Origin of the sequence: Aestuariimicrobium sp. T2.26MG-19.2B (genome assembly GCF_950101875.1) — a bacterium.
Classification (GTDB): Bacteria; Actinomycetota; Actinomycetes; order Propionibacteriales; family Propionibacteriaceae; genus Aestuariimicrobium; species Aestuariimicrobium kwangyangense.
Window position 1 is genome coordinate 250,625 of record NZ_CATNLW010000002.1, and the last position, 13,635, is coordinate 264,259.

Consider the following 13,635-nt stretch of genomic DNA (forward strand, 5'->3'; position numbering starts at 1 on the left):
GTGTTGGCTGAGCGGGTCGGCTGGGAGGGGTCGATCACCTGGTTCCAGCAGAACGTGGCCAAGCGGCTCTCCCCAGCACCCTCGAGAATCGCTGCGGTGGCGTCGGTGATCAGCTGCACGGTAGTGAGCCGTTGCTGTCCGTCCACGACCACCGAGCTCGTCAGCCGTTGAGTCGGTGGGGGGGAGTTCGGATAGTTTGGAGAATCACCAATAATCGATCTGAACAAGAGGAGATGTCATAATGTCGCTTATCGGCCACTCCCAGGTACGCCTCTGAAGCTACGCATAGCTCGGGGTTAGGCAAGAGGAACACGTGTGTGGTGGTCGCCTTCCGCGCCCAAAGGGCTCCTGCAAGAGGCGGAAAGCAGCGCTGCTGACAGGCCGCAAGTGCACCGCTGCTCAGAACGAATCCCCAGCCGAGCACCCGACCTCACGTACGCACGGCCCCAGCTCACCTGGGCAACCCTGGGACTGATTGACCTCCGCGAATGCTGCGAAAGCGGCGAGCCTTAGGATTAATTCTTCGCCCGGGGTGCTTGGTTCTCTGCGTGATCCATGAACTTTCGCCAGAAATACCCGGCCGCGAATGCGATATAGCAAGCGCCTACGAAACGATTGAGCCAGATGTTCAAGGGTGCCCCCCATACCCACAACAACAGCAACAATGCAAGTATCTGAAGGATTCTTTGCGCCTTGCGAGCCCTTTGAGGTATTACCCAGTGCATGCATGTCCTAGCTTAAGTGGCTCATCACAGTGGAGGGTGTAGAGGCGGGGTGATCTGGGGCGGCGCGTCGGTCCGCGGTTGAGGGTCGAGGTCTCCCGAAGATGGAAGTTCTCACACTGCCCATCTGGAAGACCTCGACGTGCCCCACGCTACCTTCGTTCGTCCTGACCTGACCACGTTCGCCCGTGTCGATGAGCTCGGCCTGGAGGTTGTCGGCCAGCGCCTCGACCCTGCTCGGGCGGTGTTGGCGTGCCGGGTCGTCGATGATGACCGGTGGTGCCGTCGGTGTGGCGGTGAGGGCATCCCGCGTGGCACCGTGGTCCGGCGCCTGGCCCATGAGCCGTTCGGGTGGCGCCCCACCCTCCTGGTGGTTACGGTGCGCCGCTACCGGTGTGGTGAGTGCGGTCATGTGTGGCGCCAGGACATGAGCAAGGCCGCCGAACCGCGGGCGAAGTTGTCCCGGCGAGCGTTGCGGTGGGCGCTGGAAAGCATCGTGGTCGCCCACCTGACCGTCGCCCGGATCGCCGAAGGCCTCGCGGTGTCGTGGAACACCGCCAACGATGCCGTCCTGGCCGAGGGCCAACGCGCCCTGATCGATGACCCCAAGCGATTCGACGGCGTCCAGGTGATCGGCGTCGACGAGCATGTGTGGCGGCACACCCGCAAGGGCGACAAGTACGTGACCGTGGTCATCGACCTCACTCCGGTCAGAGATGACACCGGCCCGGCCCGCTTGTTGGACATGGTCGAGGGCCGCTCCAAACAAGCGTTCAAGACCTGGCTCGCCGCCCGCCCGCAGGAGTGGCGCGCCAACGTGGAGGTGGTCGCGATGGACGGGTTCACCGGCTTCAAGACCGCCACCACCGAAGAACTCCCCGACGCCACCCCCGTGCTGGATCCGTTCCACGTCGTCCGGCTGGCCGGCGATGCGCTCGAACAGTGCCGACGCCGCATCCAACAAGACCTGCACGGTCATCGCGGCCGCGCAGCTGATCCGCTGTACCGGGCACGACGGATGCTGCACACCGGCCTGGACCTGCTCACCCCCAGGCAGAAGACACGGTTGGAGGCCTTGTTCGCCGGCGATGACCACGTCGAGGTCGAGACCACCTGGGGCATCTACCAGCAGATGATCGCCGCCTACCGAGAACCCGACAAGGCCAAGGGCAAGACCCTCATGCAAGCCGTCATCGACGCGATCGGCAGTGGGGTCCCCAGGCGCTCTGACCGAGGTCATCACCCTCGGCCGCACCCTGAGGAAGCGGGCCGCCGACATCCTCGCCTACTTCGACCGACCCGGCACGTCGAACGGGCCCACCGAAGCCCTGAATGGCCGACTCGAACACCCCCGGGGCAGCGCCCTCGGCTTCCGGAACCTCACCCACTACATCGCGCGCAGCCTCCTCGAGACCGGGGGCTTCAGACCCCGACTACACCGTGGATTGTGAAGAGCCGCATTCGCTCCAACCCGGTCCTCCCCCACTGGGTCCTGAGCCATATCAACGCAGTGACGTTGGGGCCGCTCATGAAGGATCTAGGAGTTCGCTAGCGGTCTAGTGGCGCTAGTTCGGGAGCCCTTCGGCAGCGCCCCCGGAAAGCTCAACGCTCTCGCGATTTCTGCTTTCAGCTTTCGGTCATCGGTATTCAGGAAAGCAGAAAGCAGCACCGGGATGGCATCACGTTGCCTCAAGCCTGAAGTGCCAAGGTCAGCCAAAGGACTGAACCTCGTACCCCAAGTCAGCAAGTTCGCGCAGTGGCGTCGTCCCTGTCGTCCGCCGCGCCGATAAGAAACTGCGGGAGCCCGGGCTCGGGCTCCCGCCACGCAGCTGGGTCGTTGAGGTCGACGGCTCGTCCCGACGAGCCCAGGGGTCGAGGTGGATCATCGATCCATTCGCGGACGTAGATCGCCACGACACCACGGTGCCTGAGCAAAGCCACCGCTTCGGCGGCCTCTGCGGGGTCCACGGACGGATCGACACCCAGCACAGTGAAGAGACGCCAGCCGATCTCCCACACTCCGTAGTAGTCCTCGTCGACAAGTCCGAGAATCTCACGCTGGATGTCGCTCACGCTCATGTTGGATTTCCCTCCAGCGGAATCCGGTCGGTGACGGTGCCGTGTCGACTGATACGAAGGTATGGCCCTCGCTTAAGGGGATTCGGGTCGGTGGCCTTGCCCGGCATGACTCGGATCTCCTCCCCGGGGCGCTCGGGGTTCGAGTACCTGACGCCGAGACCGCCCCACTGCTCCGGGGTGCATCGGCTCGATCGAGACCTTCGCAGAAGGGCCGGATGTCAGTTCGAATGATTGGTGTCGTTGTACGCATGGATCGAAATCGGCGCTTCGCCGTTGGCCGTTTCCACGGGCACGGCAGGGATCAACCATGCGATCACCGCCGCGAGGATCAGGCACGTCAAGCGCTTCACAATCTCAAAGCCTCGTGAAGCGCCGAGAGCGCGGCGAAGTATGCTCGACAGCCTTCGAGAATTGCCTCGTCTCCCGGAGTGGCAACGCGCAACTCATCCAGCCAGACGGCGAGCTCGACCAAGCTGCGCTCCGGTGGACGTTCGAATCGCGCACCGGAGAGTGCGGACTGAGCAAGGCCCGCGTAGTAGGTGTCCGCCTCAAGCAGATCCATGATCCAGTCCCCCAAGTCCGGGTCGTCTGGCGAGGGCGGGAAGGGAAGTTCTCGCAAAGCTGCTGCTGCATCCTGAACTGCTTGTCGGTCCATGATCAATCCCAGTACGTGACGAGGCGGCCGTCGTTGGTCCAGTAGCCCTCGTCTGGAGTCCGTGGGTGACTTCCTTGGAACCACGTATTCATTTCATCTCAGCCTTGGGCCATTGGAGAGGTGGAGATCAGCCACTGCCTGACCCCGCCTCATACGAGACGTACAGATCCAGTGGATCCACTCGGACACCTGCCAGAGGCACGAGATCAGGCCGACCGTAAACATCGTCCACGTTGCCCACTCTTGGGGATGTTCTCCATCCCCTCCCGCAGCAGGGATGAACACCACCGCAACCATAGCGAGTGCGTATATGACGCCAGACCAGCGGACGAGGACCGTAAAGCGATCCTGAGTGCGCACGGCGTAGTAAGTGGTGGCCCGAGCAATCACGCCGGCACCCAGACAGAGTCCGAAAGCGATGACAAACACGATCCCCCGCTACTTATCAGGGCCCTGTAGCCGAGCACCTATTAACCATATTTGCCAAGCGCTCATGCGTACTCCCAACGCTCATTCCCGGTCATTACTTGGAGTCGTTCTGCCGTGTCGGCGATGGAGTGTCCTGGTTGCGCTCAACAATTCCACGCCATACGTAGCCAAGGACAGCCCCAATGCCAATCGCAGTGACTATCCTGCCGGCCCAATAGTGCCGAAACTGTAAAGAGATTATCATGACGGCAATTATGAAGGCGGCGATCAGAATCTTATTGACGATGGTCGCACGCCGACGGGAGATATGCATGGCAGACTCAACCCCTGACACTCGTGTAGCTAGAAGTGTTGTACATGGAATGGATCCTTCGAAGTAGCTGACAAGCGAAGGTGCATAGCCCAACTTACCGGTCGTACCGCCGGGGGTCTCGTGAATCTGGACCGGGCGTCAGGGTCGAGCTCAGCGACGGTGGTCAGATCGATGATGGTGAAGCTGCGTGGGGATTGCTTGGTCCCGCCGATCGAGTCTGGCCGCGGGCGGGTGCAACCGACACCAAACCGCTGTTCGTTGGTACTCGCTGGTGCCCGTTCATCCATGAGCCGGTACAAGCCGGGCCGGTCATCGGACCCAAATCGTGCGTAGGAGGTTGGGCTCCATGGTTGAAGGGTTGGGATGTCTCCGTCAAGGGGCGAACATCACAACTTGGATGCGGACGAATGTTGTCATCCGGCCGCCCCCCTTGGCCCGTTGCCGCGGTGCAGGACCACCTCCGTCGGTCCAGTTCCAGGCTGGGCCCACGCGAGCTTGCCCGCTCGCTCCATCTCGCGGTTGGCAGAAGCGAGTACCGACTGGAGTCGTTCGTCCTCACCGTCGATCGCGACCACGAACGGCACACTCTGGCTGCGCCAGCGGTCGACAATGTTCGGAAGGATCGACACAAAGGTTTCACCCACGGCCGTCGTGCCGACCACCCCCCGCGCAAGCACGAGGTACCCCCGAAAGTTCCCAAACCACTCCAAGTCTGAGATCAAGTCCACCGCGGCATCAAGTCCCACGATCTCGTGGGGAAACATGAACGCCCTCGCCAAATAGTCGACCAGGGCCGATCGGTCCACGAGCCCTTGAAGATCGAGCTCGATGACTCTCATTCCTCGCTCGCATGCTTCGTCCGCAAGCCTTACAAGTTCAGGGCCGCCCAAGCCGAGGTGGATCACGAACGCCCGTGCGATGTCGGCCGTGCTCATGGCCCGATCCGAATCGGCGGATTAGCGTGGTACCAGCCGGGGCGTGCCTGTTCGAGGAGACCCGCCAGGCCGGGCCGGTCCTTGGTGGCCCCCGACATCCGTTCCACTACCAGATGCTCTCCGGAAACCCCAGCCTGGCGTAGTGCCTCCACCTGAGGCGCCGGATCCTGGTGCAGCGTCGACACCCGCGCATCTACCCACGTCGTCATCGCGTGATCCTCCCTCTCCCTCACACCGGAATCCGAAAGGACCCTCCGTTGATGCCTTCCGTACAGAGTAGGTACTGAGCGAAAGTCGTAGGCGCATGCGCCGCAATGAGTCACGTCTTCACATGTCGCGAAAACGATCAGACCGCCTTTCCTGTCTCGTACATGAGGCGTCCGGCGTCTTCCTGTTTCGCCAAGTACTTGGCGACCACTTGGGCACGCGCGCTGTCATGGGCATCCACCGCCAGCAGGTTGGGTGACGACCACTCGAGAAGCGTCCCAAGCGAATCAAGTCCCTTCACAATCTGTTCCTTAGGATGGAAAGATTCTCCAAACCAGACTCGGAAGACGAACCGCCCCGATGGGTTCAGCACTTGGGAGATCATGTAGGTCATACCGCCAGATGGGGCTGTGCGAACGATGTCCCCCAAGGCGAGGTTGTAGACGAAGAATGGAATGCAACAGACCTCGAACTGATCCTCATCCAATTGGCGACACCAGAGCTGTTCGAAGCGATCGACTTCGCGAAGAGGCGCATTGATGATGAAGTTCGCACGCTCTCGCCACACCGGGTTTTCATGGGTCGAGTACGAAGGTTGGCCGGTCAACGTGGCCACCGATCCGGCGGTGAAGCACCTTCGCATCCAACGGGAGGAGTCACGGGGTCATCACGCGAACCATTGCCAGTACTAGCAGCGCAGCGAAGGACGCAGAGGTCAGTTTGAACATGTCTCGTCCTACCACGTTGAGGCAGTGATATGTCAAGGCTTCGTGCTTGATCTGCCGAGGGCACCTTCAGTGGGGACATAGAAGGTGCCGGATTCCCTCACTGGCGAGCTAGTTCAAGGGTTCGCCCGCCACGGTCGGACAGGATCAGGGACTGCCCATCGATCCGGTAGCGGGGTTTTGCTCCGATCACGGTGTGGAAGAAGGTCGCGCCAGCTCCGGCGTCACCCACTGTTCCCACTGCGCCGACGGCGAGGTCTTCGAACGACAATTGGTCTCCTGACACCACCAAGTGGGACTGGAAGGCGTTGACGCTGTCGTAGCCGGTGACCTTGTCGCCGGAGATCTTCATGTTCGCCTTGGCGGGTAGGCTGGCGTCTGGGCCGCGGGCACCGGTGACCCGCCAGTTGCCGTCCAGAGGATTCGCACTGCAGGCGGCGAGTCCCGATCCCGTCCCAGCCGCCACGGCGGTCAGGGTCAGTATTGTCCGCCGAGTGGCACGCACCTGCTCAAGGTCGACCATGCGGCAATGGTGACCCGGCGATGGGGGAAGAGTCAACGGTGGTCAGAGTGGAAATCGGGTCCTGAGCGCCGGAGAGTGGCCGCTGCTATAGAAGGCATCCCCGCCGAGCACCGGACCTGACGTACCCCGTCCTGGCCTTTGCAGCTCATGAGGCTGGCGTCACCCGGCGGTAGGTCGTGAGGGACGGGCAGGTACCCGGCGGCAACGATGGAAGTCGACCAAGACAACCCGTCCCCACCCGAAGAACCTGCCCTGTGATCCACCGAAATGCTCCGTTGACTCCCCCAAACGACCGTCCGCGGCTGGTGCTGCGCTGCCACCACCGTCCGATCGCCAACATCGCCGACCTGACGAGGCCCTCCCCTGCGCCACCAAGCGCGTGGGGGCTGGCAGGCCCTTCAGGAGACAGGTCGCACCTTGAAGTCCTTGGGACTGGCTGCCGCTATGAACTCGGCTAGCTCGCGTCTGACAAGGATCTGTCGGTAGGCGCTCCAGCCGTCCCCGAACCACTCCGGGCTCGCGGCAATGTCCACGTCGCTCAGAGGAGGCTGGATCTTCAACGGCGGCAACGTTCCGAAGGCCAGCGGCATCCACCGCCACGTGCCGCAGTCAGAACACCTGGCTCCCGCTGAGCCGTGTTGCTGGACCGCCTTCACGCTCAACTCGTCGTGATCGAACCAGGACTCCCCCACACTGGGCACCACGATCTGTTGTGCTTGCCCTGAGGGGACTCCATGCCACTCGACCTTGAGCAGATCGAGTTGGAACCTCGATGCAGCGTCCTCGGCCAACGAGGACTCCAGGCAGATTGCGTTGAACTGCCAGTTGGGCACCCAGCCGCCTTCGGCGACCTTGAAGCCCTTGGGCTGGAGCACGATTGAGCCGGTCTGCGGGCCCTTCGGAACGCCGCAGGCATGGCACCAGCCATCCTCGCCGAACTCGGCGCAAGACCCCAGGAGTCCTCGGGCCAAGGCCAGCCGCGGTTGCGCTTCAAGCAGAGCTCGACGTATTCGGTCATCTCAACTCCAAGCTCGGAGGATCTGCGTGTAGTCAGAGTAGAACCGTCGGGCGGTATCGACGATCTGCGCCCGGCTGGCGATCTACGTCTTTGCACTGTATGAGATCGCTTGTCTCCACAGGTTCGTGAAGACCTGCCTGCTTATCCCCACACAGACAGTCCTCCACCCAGAACTGCGACAAGCATCAGCCCCCTCGGGGCCGCAGACCTCCCGGCGCTCGAAATTCTCATCTGATGGCACTCGGATCGTGGCACCATTACCGAATCCGGGTTCCAGGAGACCTTTGTCAACGGCCTTGGCAGCGGTCATGGCAGTTCGTACGAGTTCCAACGCCGGAGCCAGCTTTTCCGGATCGCCCAGGCCAACGGCAGTGGTGAACACCAGCGTGATCCACCTGAGTCGTGTCGGTCTTCATCTGGCACTGGACGCGGCGTTCTCGGCTCGAGTCACGCCGTGGCACTCAATACTCAAAATCCGGTGGCTGTCAGCATTATAGATGACCACTGAGCGCAAAGCGCGAGAATTGGGGCAATCACATGATAGATTCCAACAGCTCGCGGGGCGAACAGGGGAATCAGCAGCACTGGCGCCAGACAAATGACGATCGAGAGCCAGCATCGAAGTATTGCTTCTGATGTCGCGCCGACCAAGATCGCGTCCCACACCTGTACCGCCATGAAGCCTCCGAACAGAAGTGCGCCGGGCAGAGCGACCAGCAACCCAATCAACTTCCCAGCGGGTTGGCGGTCACGCCCAGTCTTGTCAGAATCCACGATCGATTCCTTGGAGGCACGCATCACATCAACGACCCTAGCGCGGCGCCAGCCTCGATCCAACAGCCAAACTCGTCTTCCCTCGTGCACTGCAGGACGACGTGAAAGGGCACCGGGGCACGATCCCACCACTCACCGTCCGTGACCGCGACCGCGAAATCGGCCGATGCCGTCGCCAAGGATTTCACGAGGGTCGTCAGCTCGGTGGGATGCGCGTCGACGAGCGCTTCATCAGCGCTGCAGATCAGCACGACCACGCCGTTCTGGAATGGCAGCCACTCCAAATCGCTTATGCAGTCCTGGAAAGCGGACCAGTTCTCGCCAAAATAGTGGGGAAACTGAAACGCGGCGGAGAACTCGTCGAACAGGCCAGCAACCGAGCGCGCCTTGATCCCACGGATAGTCCGGACCAACAGCCCTGCGTCTTGCCACTCACGCGCCGCAGCCGCGATTGTCCTTTGATTGACGATGGTTGTAAGGAACGGATTCGAGACAGTCCGCAGCTGATCTGCAGCGTTCATGATTCACCTGTACTTCAAGGAACTCTTGTACGTGGCTGGTGCGATAGTAGTACGTCGATGTGTCACTGCTTGTCGCCCCCTGCTGCTTGGTTGCCCTGGTGCGCGAGTTGATGGCCAAGATCTCGCCAGTTGCTCTGGTTCCACCGACCGAGTCGGGCCCGCGCGGGCGACACCCGACACTGAATCACGCTGGTAGTCGGTGGTGTAGGGCTTCTCCTCCGCTGCATGCGCGGTGTCGGGTCGACCTTGGGGGTGGTCGGTTGGCGGCCGAGCGGATCTTCGGTGCTGGTGGCCCCGGCGGGTGGAGTCAGGGCCAACGGCTCCTGGTGCGCTCAAACTCCGCTACCTGCGTGCCCCGTTTTCGGTTCTGGTAGATGTTCGCAGCCGTCGCACGCGCCGAGGTGGTGTGGGACGCGTTGGCTGTGAGAGGGCATGCGGACCAGCCCGTCATGAAGCGGCGGAACGCTGCGTCCCCCAATCCGCCGCCGTTACCCACAGCCGAATTTGCCCTTCATGGAGCGCACCGCGGCCTCGGTGTCGACCCCCTGTGCCCAAGCGGCCTCTCCGACCCGCAAGTCGGATGGCACGTCGATCCACTGGGCAACGTCGTCCTGTTCTGGACCCAGCCAGATGTATACCCCGAGGTAGGTTCCGGGACGCGCATCGGGCATCCTCTCGGCTAAGAACAGTGCCTCCACTGGTTGCCCTGTAGCTCGCCTGTCGAGAACGAAAGGCGGCCCGTCCTCGACCACTTCTGCGTCGTTGGGTACCTCCTTGAACGCTGCTCGACTGATGGGGAAATCGCAGGCACTCTTGGCCACATAGCCTTGGCCGGTGTGCAGCACGTAGACGCTGGGGGAAGGGTCAGAGGGGGCGCAGCCATACGCACAAGCCAGGATTGCGATGCCTGCAGCCACTGCAATTGGCCGAGTGATCAGCACAGCGATCCTCCCGCTGGGACATCCGCCAGGGCGGAGTGTGCGGCCGCAGCAGTTGCACGGATCCCCTGCCATTGGGGGGATTCGAGGTCGGCAAACGTCCAGCCGAGCTGGTCGTTGGAGAGCATGCGGTCAAGTTCTCGACAGGCAGCGGCGGCTTCGGGCGACGCCTCTTCGACCAGACTCGCGCGCGGTCGATAGAGGTCGTCGAACTCGAGGGCAAGCTCATCGACAAGGTCAGTAACACCCAGCGCCTCGAGGTACTTGATCTGATCGGGGGCCGACGTAGCGAGTCTGCCGAGCGAGTGGGCAAGCGCCTGAAAGGGTTCCGGCATCGTCATCGAATGATCTCTCCCAAGTCGCCGTTGGGGCCGATGACCCGCCGGTTGGGAGAGGACTCCAGGCAGATCGCGTCGAACTGCCAGTCCGGCACGCAGCCGCTCTCGACGGCCGTGAAGCCCCTTCGCCGGTCCTCGGACCACGGCCAGCCGCGGCCGCGCTTCAAGGTGAGCTCGACGTATTCGGTCATCTCAACGCCAGGGGTCGGAGGACCGGAGCTCATCGCCACTTGGTGCGTCATCCGCAATACCAAAAATGCTGGGACAATCGAATGAAGCGACACCCCTCGCCAGTAGCCGGAGCCTCAATGTCTGAATCTGTGTACCAGATCCCCGCGGTCCGTCCCAGCAAGCTCTTGTCGGTCGCGAAAACGACCCCCGCCCGATCCACCCGTACCTCATCGTCCACTGTGAGACCACCGAGTCGCGGCGGAAGTGGGATCACATCCCCTTCGCTGGAACTCGAATCAGTATGTTCCTCAACCCACTGTGCCGCGCGAAGATAATCAGACTCGTGTCTGTAGAACACGGGGGCGGAACGCGGTTCTAGCCCCACCACGACAGGGAACACGAGTATCGACCAGGCGAGGGCGGCGACAAGGACGGGACGTGAAAGCGAGTTCCAAGCGAGCTTGCGGGTGAGTGCCGCGCGAAGAATGACTGCTGAGACGGTGACCGTCAAGGCGAGGGTGGTGCGCCAATCCCAGGAGTCCCGCCAGTAGATCTCGACGAACGGGTCGACCCACCACAGCGGGGACTCGCCGCGGAGACTCATGAGCCATGCCAACGCGTGAATGGTCGATGTGGCGAGTGCGAGTCCAAGAACGGCAGTGATAGCGAGCCTGCACGCGACGGCTGGTACACCGGTCGTGGTCTTGCTGGGGACCATGGAGGCCTCCGTGGGCGCGTGAGGTGTCACCACGAGCAGTACCACCATGGCCCTCGAAGATGGACCGGGTACTTGCATGCCACAGTCCGCATGCCTCCCCCCAGCGGCCGGAAACTAGTGACGATGAACATGGCCAACACAGTTGCTCCAGGCATGATCACCTTCATATGGCTCCATCCTCACGAACACCACCGGCCCGGCAGGCGGCGCAAACAACGGACCGCCCAAGTGGGCCGGCACGTTCGCGGGCGTAACCCAGCCTAGTAGACGTTCGCGACTGTGGGTAGGGAGAGGGCGGCGCAGAGGGGCTGCCCGAGCGTGTCCCCTTCCCTAGAGCGCTGGTGAGCACAGTTCCTTGTCGCCGGAGGGCTGACGAGAGCAGAGCCGCCTCAGGATTGTGACGCCCGAGGCGTGGTTACGATGAGAGGGCAGGTATGCGATTCGTGGGCACCAGCTCCCAGTGGGCCGCGGGATCTCCGTCTGTGCGTCGGCTTCGAAGTCCCCCGGCCGACGTGAGCACGAGGAACGAGCCCACGTTCGCGGCTACAGCGAGTGCGCACTCTGGCGGGACCAAATCTGCCGCCTAGTCCAAGCCACCGAGGGTCGGGTCAGTCCACCAGGTAACTCGGGGATTCAGTTCCGCAGCGAGGGTTGCGAATTTCAGGTCGTCCATTTCGAGGTATCCCTGACCATCAACGAAGAAGACGCTTCGCTCGAAGCCTCCTGCCAGAGTCATCATCATGTCCGACAGTGAGCCGAACTCAATTGGGTGTTCGGTCTCTTCAAGGCGGAAGTGACGCATCGGCCGGGACGGATCTCCAAAGTCAACCAAGTAGAAATCCCCTGCGCCGTTGGCGAAGAGGGGGAGCCAGTTCGGACTCCACCGGGGGTCGCTGACAAATGCGCGGTAATTGTGAACCGCGTCCTCGATCGAGAGGAAGTAGAAGCCCGGAAAGATCTGAAGGTCATCCAGTTTGAATCCAGATGTTCGGGTGCCATCACGCCAGGAGTAAAGCGCCTCGGTCTGCGCATCAGCGGGCAGCCCCGCCGCTTGGAGGAATTGTCTGGTCTGGGTCGGGCTCAACCCAGGCTGCAACGCCTCCAAGGTCGCGCCACGGCCCAGCCTCTTCAGGCCACCCTGGACGCGGGACAAACCCTGAAGCGTGGCAGAAATCACGGCCAAAGGTAACATTCAACGGGCCCCTGACACCGACTCCGTCACTCTGAGAGAGTCTGCTTGCAGTCCCCTAAGTCGGTTGGACAGGGGCGGCGCGGGGTTGGAGCGCGGCTCAACGAGCGCTCCGAGCAGCTCGACAGGGCCGAGGGCAGCAGGCGGTCAGGTCGCGTCACTGCTTTGTTCCCGCTCCAAGGCTCCCAGCTGCGCCGCTCGTCGCTCCTGCCAAGCCCTCAGCTTCTCCACCGCACAGGGGGTGGCGAGCACATCAAAGTCGGGCCATCGCCTGACCACGAAGGAAGCCTCCTTCTCGGCCGACGGTCTCCGCGCATCGGGCAGTTCCTTGTCGAGTAGGGCCATCCAGATGACGGGCGAAAACCACTCGTCTGTCAATGCGGCGTCGATCTCAAGGAACCATTGGCCACGGTCGCGAACGAGCCGCACCCGAATGTTGTCGTGAACGAGCAGCACCACTTGGTTGCCGAAAGCGTTGGTGTCTTCATCGCCGATCACGGCGGAAAATCCTTCGCCCACCAGTCGGTCGATCAAGCCCCTGTAGGCCGCAGGTACGTCGCGGAGTAGGTATCCCGACGAACGTTCGTCGCGAGCCAGTGGGCCGAGATTGCTACCCCACATCCATGCGCCTCTCCCGCGCTTCAAGATTGCTAACGATCTCGTCCATCGGACCGAACAGTTCCGGCGTAGACAGTTCGAAGAGGGCTTCCGCCAAAAAGTCACGATCAATCGGATCCAGCTCGACGTCCTCTGCACCGTGGAGCACTTCAGCCCAGCTCTCGAGCAGTGCCTCGGACAGATTTCCCCGGGTGAACTCATCCAGGGCCCGTCGCACGGTCATGCGATCAAGGAACGCCGACTGCCCGTCCGCATGGAGCGCAGATCGTCGAACGGCATCAAGTGCTGCGTCCATGTCAGGTCCCAGAGTCAGGAGCGCGTCGAGAGCGCTTGGGCGATCGCTGTAGGCGGTCATGCGCGCTTGTCCTTCACATGGACGATTGTTCCATCTGGGGCGACCGTCGTCTTGGTGACTCGGCGTGACCGGGCAGGGCGCACGTCGGGCCCCCACTGGGTCCATCGATGCAGTCCTGCCACCGGCGAGCCATGGCCAAGGATTCCGTCTCGACGCGACCGACTCGACGATCGGACTCCCCCGGGAGAACCAGGCGGATCGTCCTGCTCTCAATCCCGGGTCGAAGATCAACGGTCAACTGCCCTTGCTCACCACGAGTCGGTCGCCATCTTCCCAGGGGTAGCTTCCAGTGCTGGTCTCGGATGAAGAGGGTCCTGTTGGCGACCTGATACGAGGCGATGCCAAGGATGAGAAGCGTCAGAGCACCATTCGAAGCCACGAGGAAGATGTTGTCCACAGATCTTTCT

At 62.3% G+C, this 13,635-nt stretch carries 16 protein-coding genes and 1 pseudogene; 1 reads left to right on the plus strand and 16 read right to left on the minus strand.

The window, feature by feature from the left end:
* The first annotated feature begins 864 nt into the window (after window positions 1–864).
* Window positions 865–2,173 (plus strand): annotated as a pseudogene (locus tag QQZ11_RS10945) (ISL3 family transposase).
* A 289-nt stretch (window positions 2,174–2,462) separates the two neighbouring features.
* Here QQZ11_RS10945 and QQZ11_RS10950 read toward each other — a convergent pair.
* From QQZ11_RS10950 to QQZ11_RS11015, 16 genes are all read right to left on the minus strand, one after another.
* Entirely contained in the window at window positions 2,463–2,801 is a 339-nt protein-coding gene (locus tag QQZ11_RS10950; RefSeq protein ID WP_284550417.1) for a hypothetical protein, read from the minus strand.
* A gap of 218 nt (window positions 2,802–3,019) precedes the next feature.
* Window positions 3,020–3,142, minus strand: a complete 123-nt coding sequence (locus tag QQZ11_RS10955; RefSeq protein ID WP_284550418.1) for a hypothetical protein — start codon at window positions 3,140–3,142, stop codon at window positions 3,020–3,022.
* Window positions 3,143–3,147: 5 nt separating this feature from the next.
* Window positions 3,148–3,456 carry a hypothetical protein gene (locus QQZ11_RS10960; RefSeq protein WP_284550419.1) on the minus strand — a complete coding sequence of 103 codons (309 nt, stop codon included), beginning with the start codon at window positions 3,454–3,456 and terminating at the stop codon, window positions 3,148–3,150.
* A gap of 1,155 nt (window positions 3,457–4,611) precedes the next feature.
* A complete protein-coding gene (locus tag QQZ11_RS10965; protein ID WP_284550420.1) occupies window positions 4,612–5,133 on the minus strand; it encodes a barstar family protein in 522 nt (173 codons plus the stop codon).
* Window positions 5,130–5,342, minus strand: a complete 213-nt coding sequence (locus QQZ11_RS13675) for a recombinase family protein (RefSeq protein ID WP_446698847.1) — start codon at window positions 5,340–5,342, stop codon at window positions 5,130–5,132. The genes QQZ11_RS10965 and QQZ11_RS13675 overlap by 4 nt, the downstream gene beginning before the upstream one ends.
* Before the next feature lie 137 nt (window positions 5,343–5,479).
* A complete protein-coding gene (locus tag QQZ11_RS10970; protein WP_284550421.1) occupies window positions 5,480–5,956 on the minus strand; it encodes a DUF4265 domain-containing protein in 477 nt (158 codons plus the stop codon).
* Window positions 5,957–6,165: 209 nt separating this feature from the next.
* A complete protein-coding gene (locus QQZ11_RS10975; RefSeq protein ID WP_284550422.1) occupies window positions 6,166–6,588 on the minus strand; it encodes an META domain-containing protein in 423 nt (140 codons plus the stop codon).
* Between the two features lie 398 nt (window positions 6,589–6,986).
* Entirely contained in the window at window positions 6,987–7,463 is a 477-nt protein-coding gene (locus QQZ11_RS10980) for a hypothetical protein (RefSeq protein ID WP_284550423.1), read from the minus strand.
* A gap of 225 nt (window positions 7,464–7,688) precedes the next feature.
* A complete protein-coding gene (locus tag QQZ11_RS13680) occupies window positions 7,689–7,988 on the minus strand; it encodes a DUF6188 family protein (protein WP_446698848.1) in 300 nt (99 codons plus the stop codon).
* An 86-nt stretch (window positions 7,989–8,074) separates the two neighbouring features.
* Complete coding sequence (locus QQZ11_RS10985; RefSeq protein WP_284550424.1) at window positions 8,075–8,404, minus strand: hypothetical protein; 330 nt, start codon at window positions 8,402–8,404, stop codon at window positions 8,075–8,077.
* Window positions 8,404–8,901, minus strand: a complete 498-nt coding sequence (locus tag QQZ11_RS10990; protein ID WP_284550425.1) for a barstar family protein — start codon at window positions 8,899–8,901, stop codon at window positions 8,404–8,406. Before QQZ11_RS10990 ends, QQZ11_RS10985 begins: the two co-directional genes overlap by 1 nt.
* Window positions 8,902–9,835: 934 nt before the next feature.
* The gene (locus tag QQZ11_RS10995; RefSeq protein ID WP_284550426.1) at window positions 9,836–10,180 is read right to left on the minus strand and encodes a hypothetical protein; all 345 of its coding nucleotides are present in this window, start codon (window positions 10,178–10,180) and stop codon (window positions 9,836–9,838) included.
* Window positions 10,177–10,368 (minus strand): hypothetical protein, encoded by a 192-nt coding sequence (locus QQZ11_RS11000; RefSeq protein WP_284550427.1) that lies wholly within the window; start codon window positions 10,366–10,368, stop codon window positions 10,177–10,179. Before QQZ11_RS11000 ends, QQZ11_RS10995 begins: the two co-directional genes overlap by 4 nt.
* 1,281 nt (window positions 10,369–11,649) lie before the next feature.
* Window positions 11,650–12,243: a hypothetical protein gene (locus tag QQZ11_RS11005; RefSeq protein ID WP_284550428.1), complete on the minus strand. Its 594-nt coding sequence runs from the start codon at window positions 12,241–12,243 to the stop codon at window positions 11,650–11,652.
* A gap of 159 nt (window positions 12,244–12,402) precedes the next feature.
* Window positions 12,403–12,753, minus strand: a complete 351-nt coding sequence (locus QQZ11_RS11010) for a hypothetical protein (RefSeq protein WP_284550429.1) — start codon at window positions 12,751–12,753, stop codon at window positions 12,403–12,405.
* Window positions 12,754–12,865: 112 nt separating this feature from the next.
* Window positions 12,866–13,228: a hypothetical protein gene (locus QQZ11_RS11015; protein ID WP_284550430.1), complete on the minus strand. Its 363-nt coding sequence runs from the start codon at window positions 13,226–13,228 to the stop codon at window positions 12,866–12,868.
* Between the last annotated feature and the right edge of the window lie 407 nt (window positions 13,229–13,635).

Coding starts and splice junctions, on each gene's coding strand:
- QQZ11_RS10950 (WP_284550417.1), bottom strand. CDS start 2,801: ATGAGCGTGAGCGACATCCAGCGTGAGATTCTCGGACTTGTCGACGAG.
- QQZ11_RS10960 (WP_284550419.1), bottom strand. CDS start 3,456: ATGGACCGACAAGCAGTTCAGGATGCAGCAGCAGCTTTGCGAGAACTT.
- QQZ11_RS10965 (WP_284550420.1), bottom strand. CDS start 5,133: ATGAGCACGGCCGACATCGCACGGGCGTTCGTGATCCACCTCGGCTTG.
- QQZ11_RS13675 (WP_446698847.1), bottom strand. CDS start 5,342: ATGACGACGTGGGTAGATGCGCGGGTGTCGACGCTGCACCAGGATCCG.
- QQZ11_RS10975 (WP_284550422.1), bottom strand. CDS start 6,588: ATGGTCGACCTTGAGCAGGTGCGTGCCACTCGGCGGACAATACTGACC.
- QQZ11_RS10985 (WP_284550424.1), bottom strand. CDS start 8,404: ATGCGTGCCTCCAAGGAATCGATCGTGGATTCTGACAAGACTGGGCGT.
- QQZ11_RS10990 (WP_284550425.1), bottom strand. CDS start 8,901: ATGAACGCTGCAGATCAGCTGCGGACTGTCTCGAATCCGTTCCTTACA.
- QQZ11_RS10995 (WP_284550426.1), bottom strand. CDS start 10,180: ATGACGATGCCGGAACCCTTTCAGGCGCTTGCCCACTCGCTCGGCAGA.
- QQZ11_RS11000 (WP_284550427.1), bottom strand. CDS start 10,368: ATGACCGAATACGTCGAGCTCACCTTGAAGCGCGGCCGCGGCTGGCCG.
- QQZ11_RS11015 (WP_284550430.1), bottom strand. CDS start 13,228: ATGACCGCCTACAGCGATCGCCCAAGCGCTCTCGACGCGCTCCTGACT.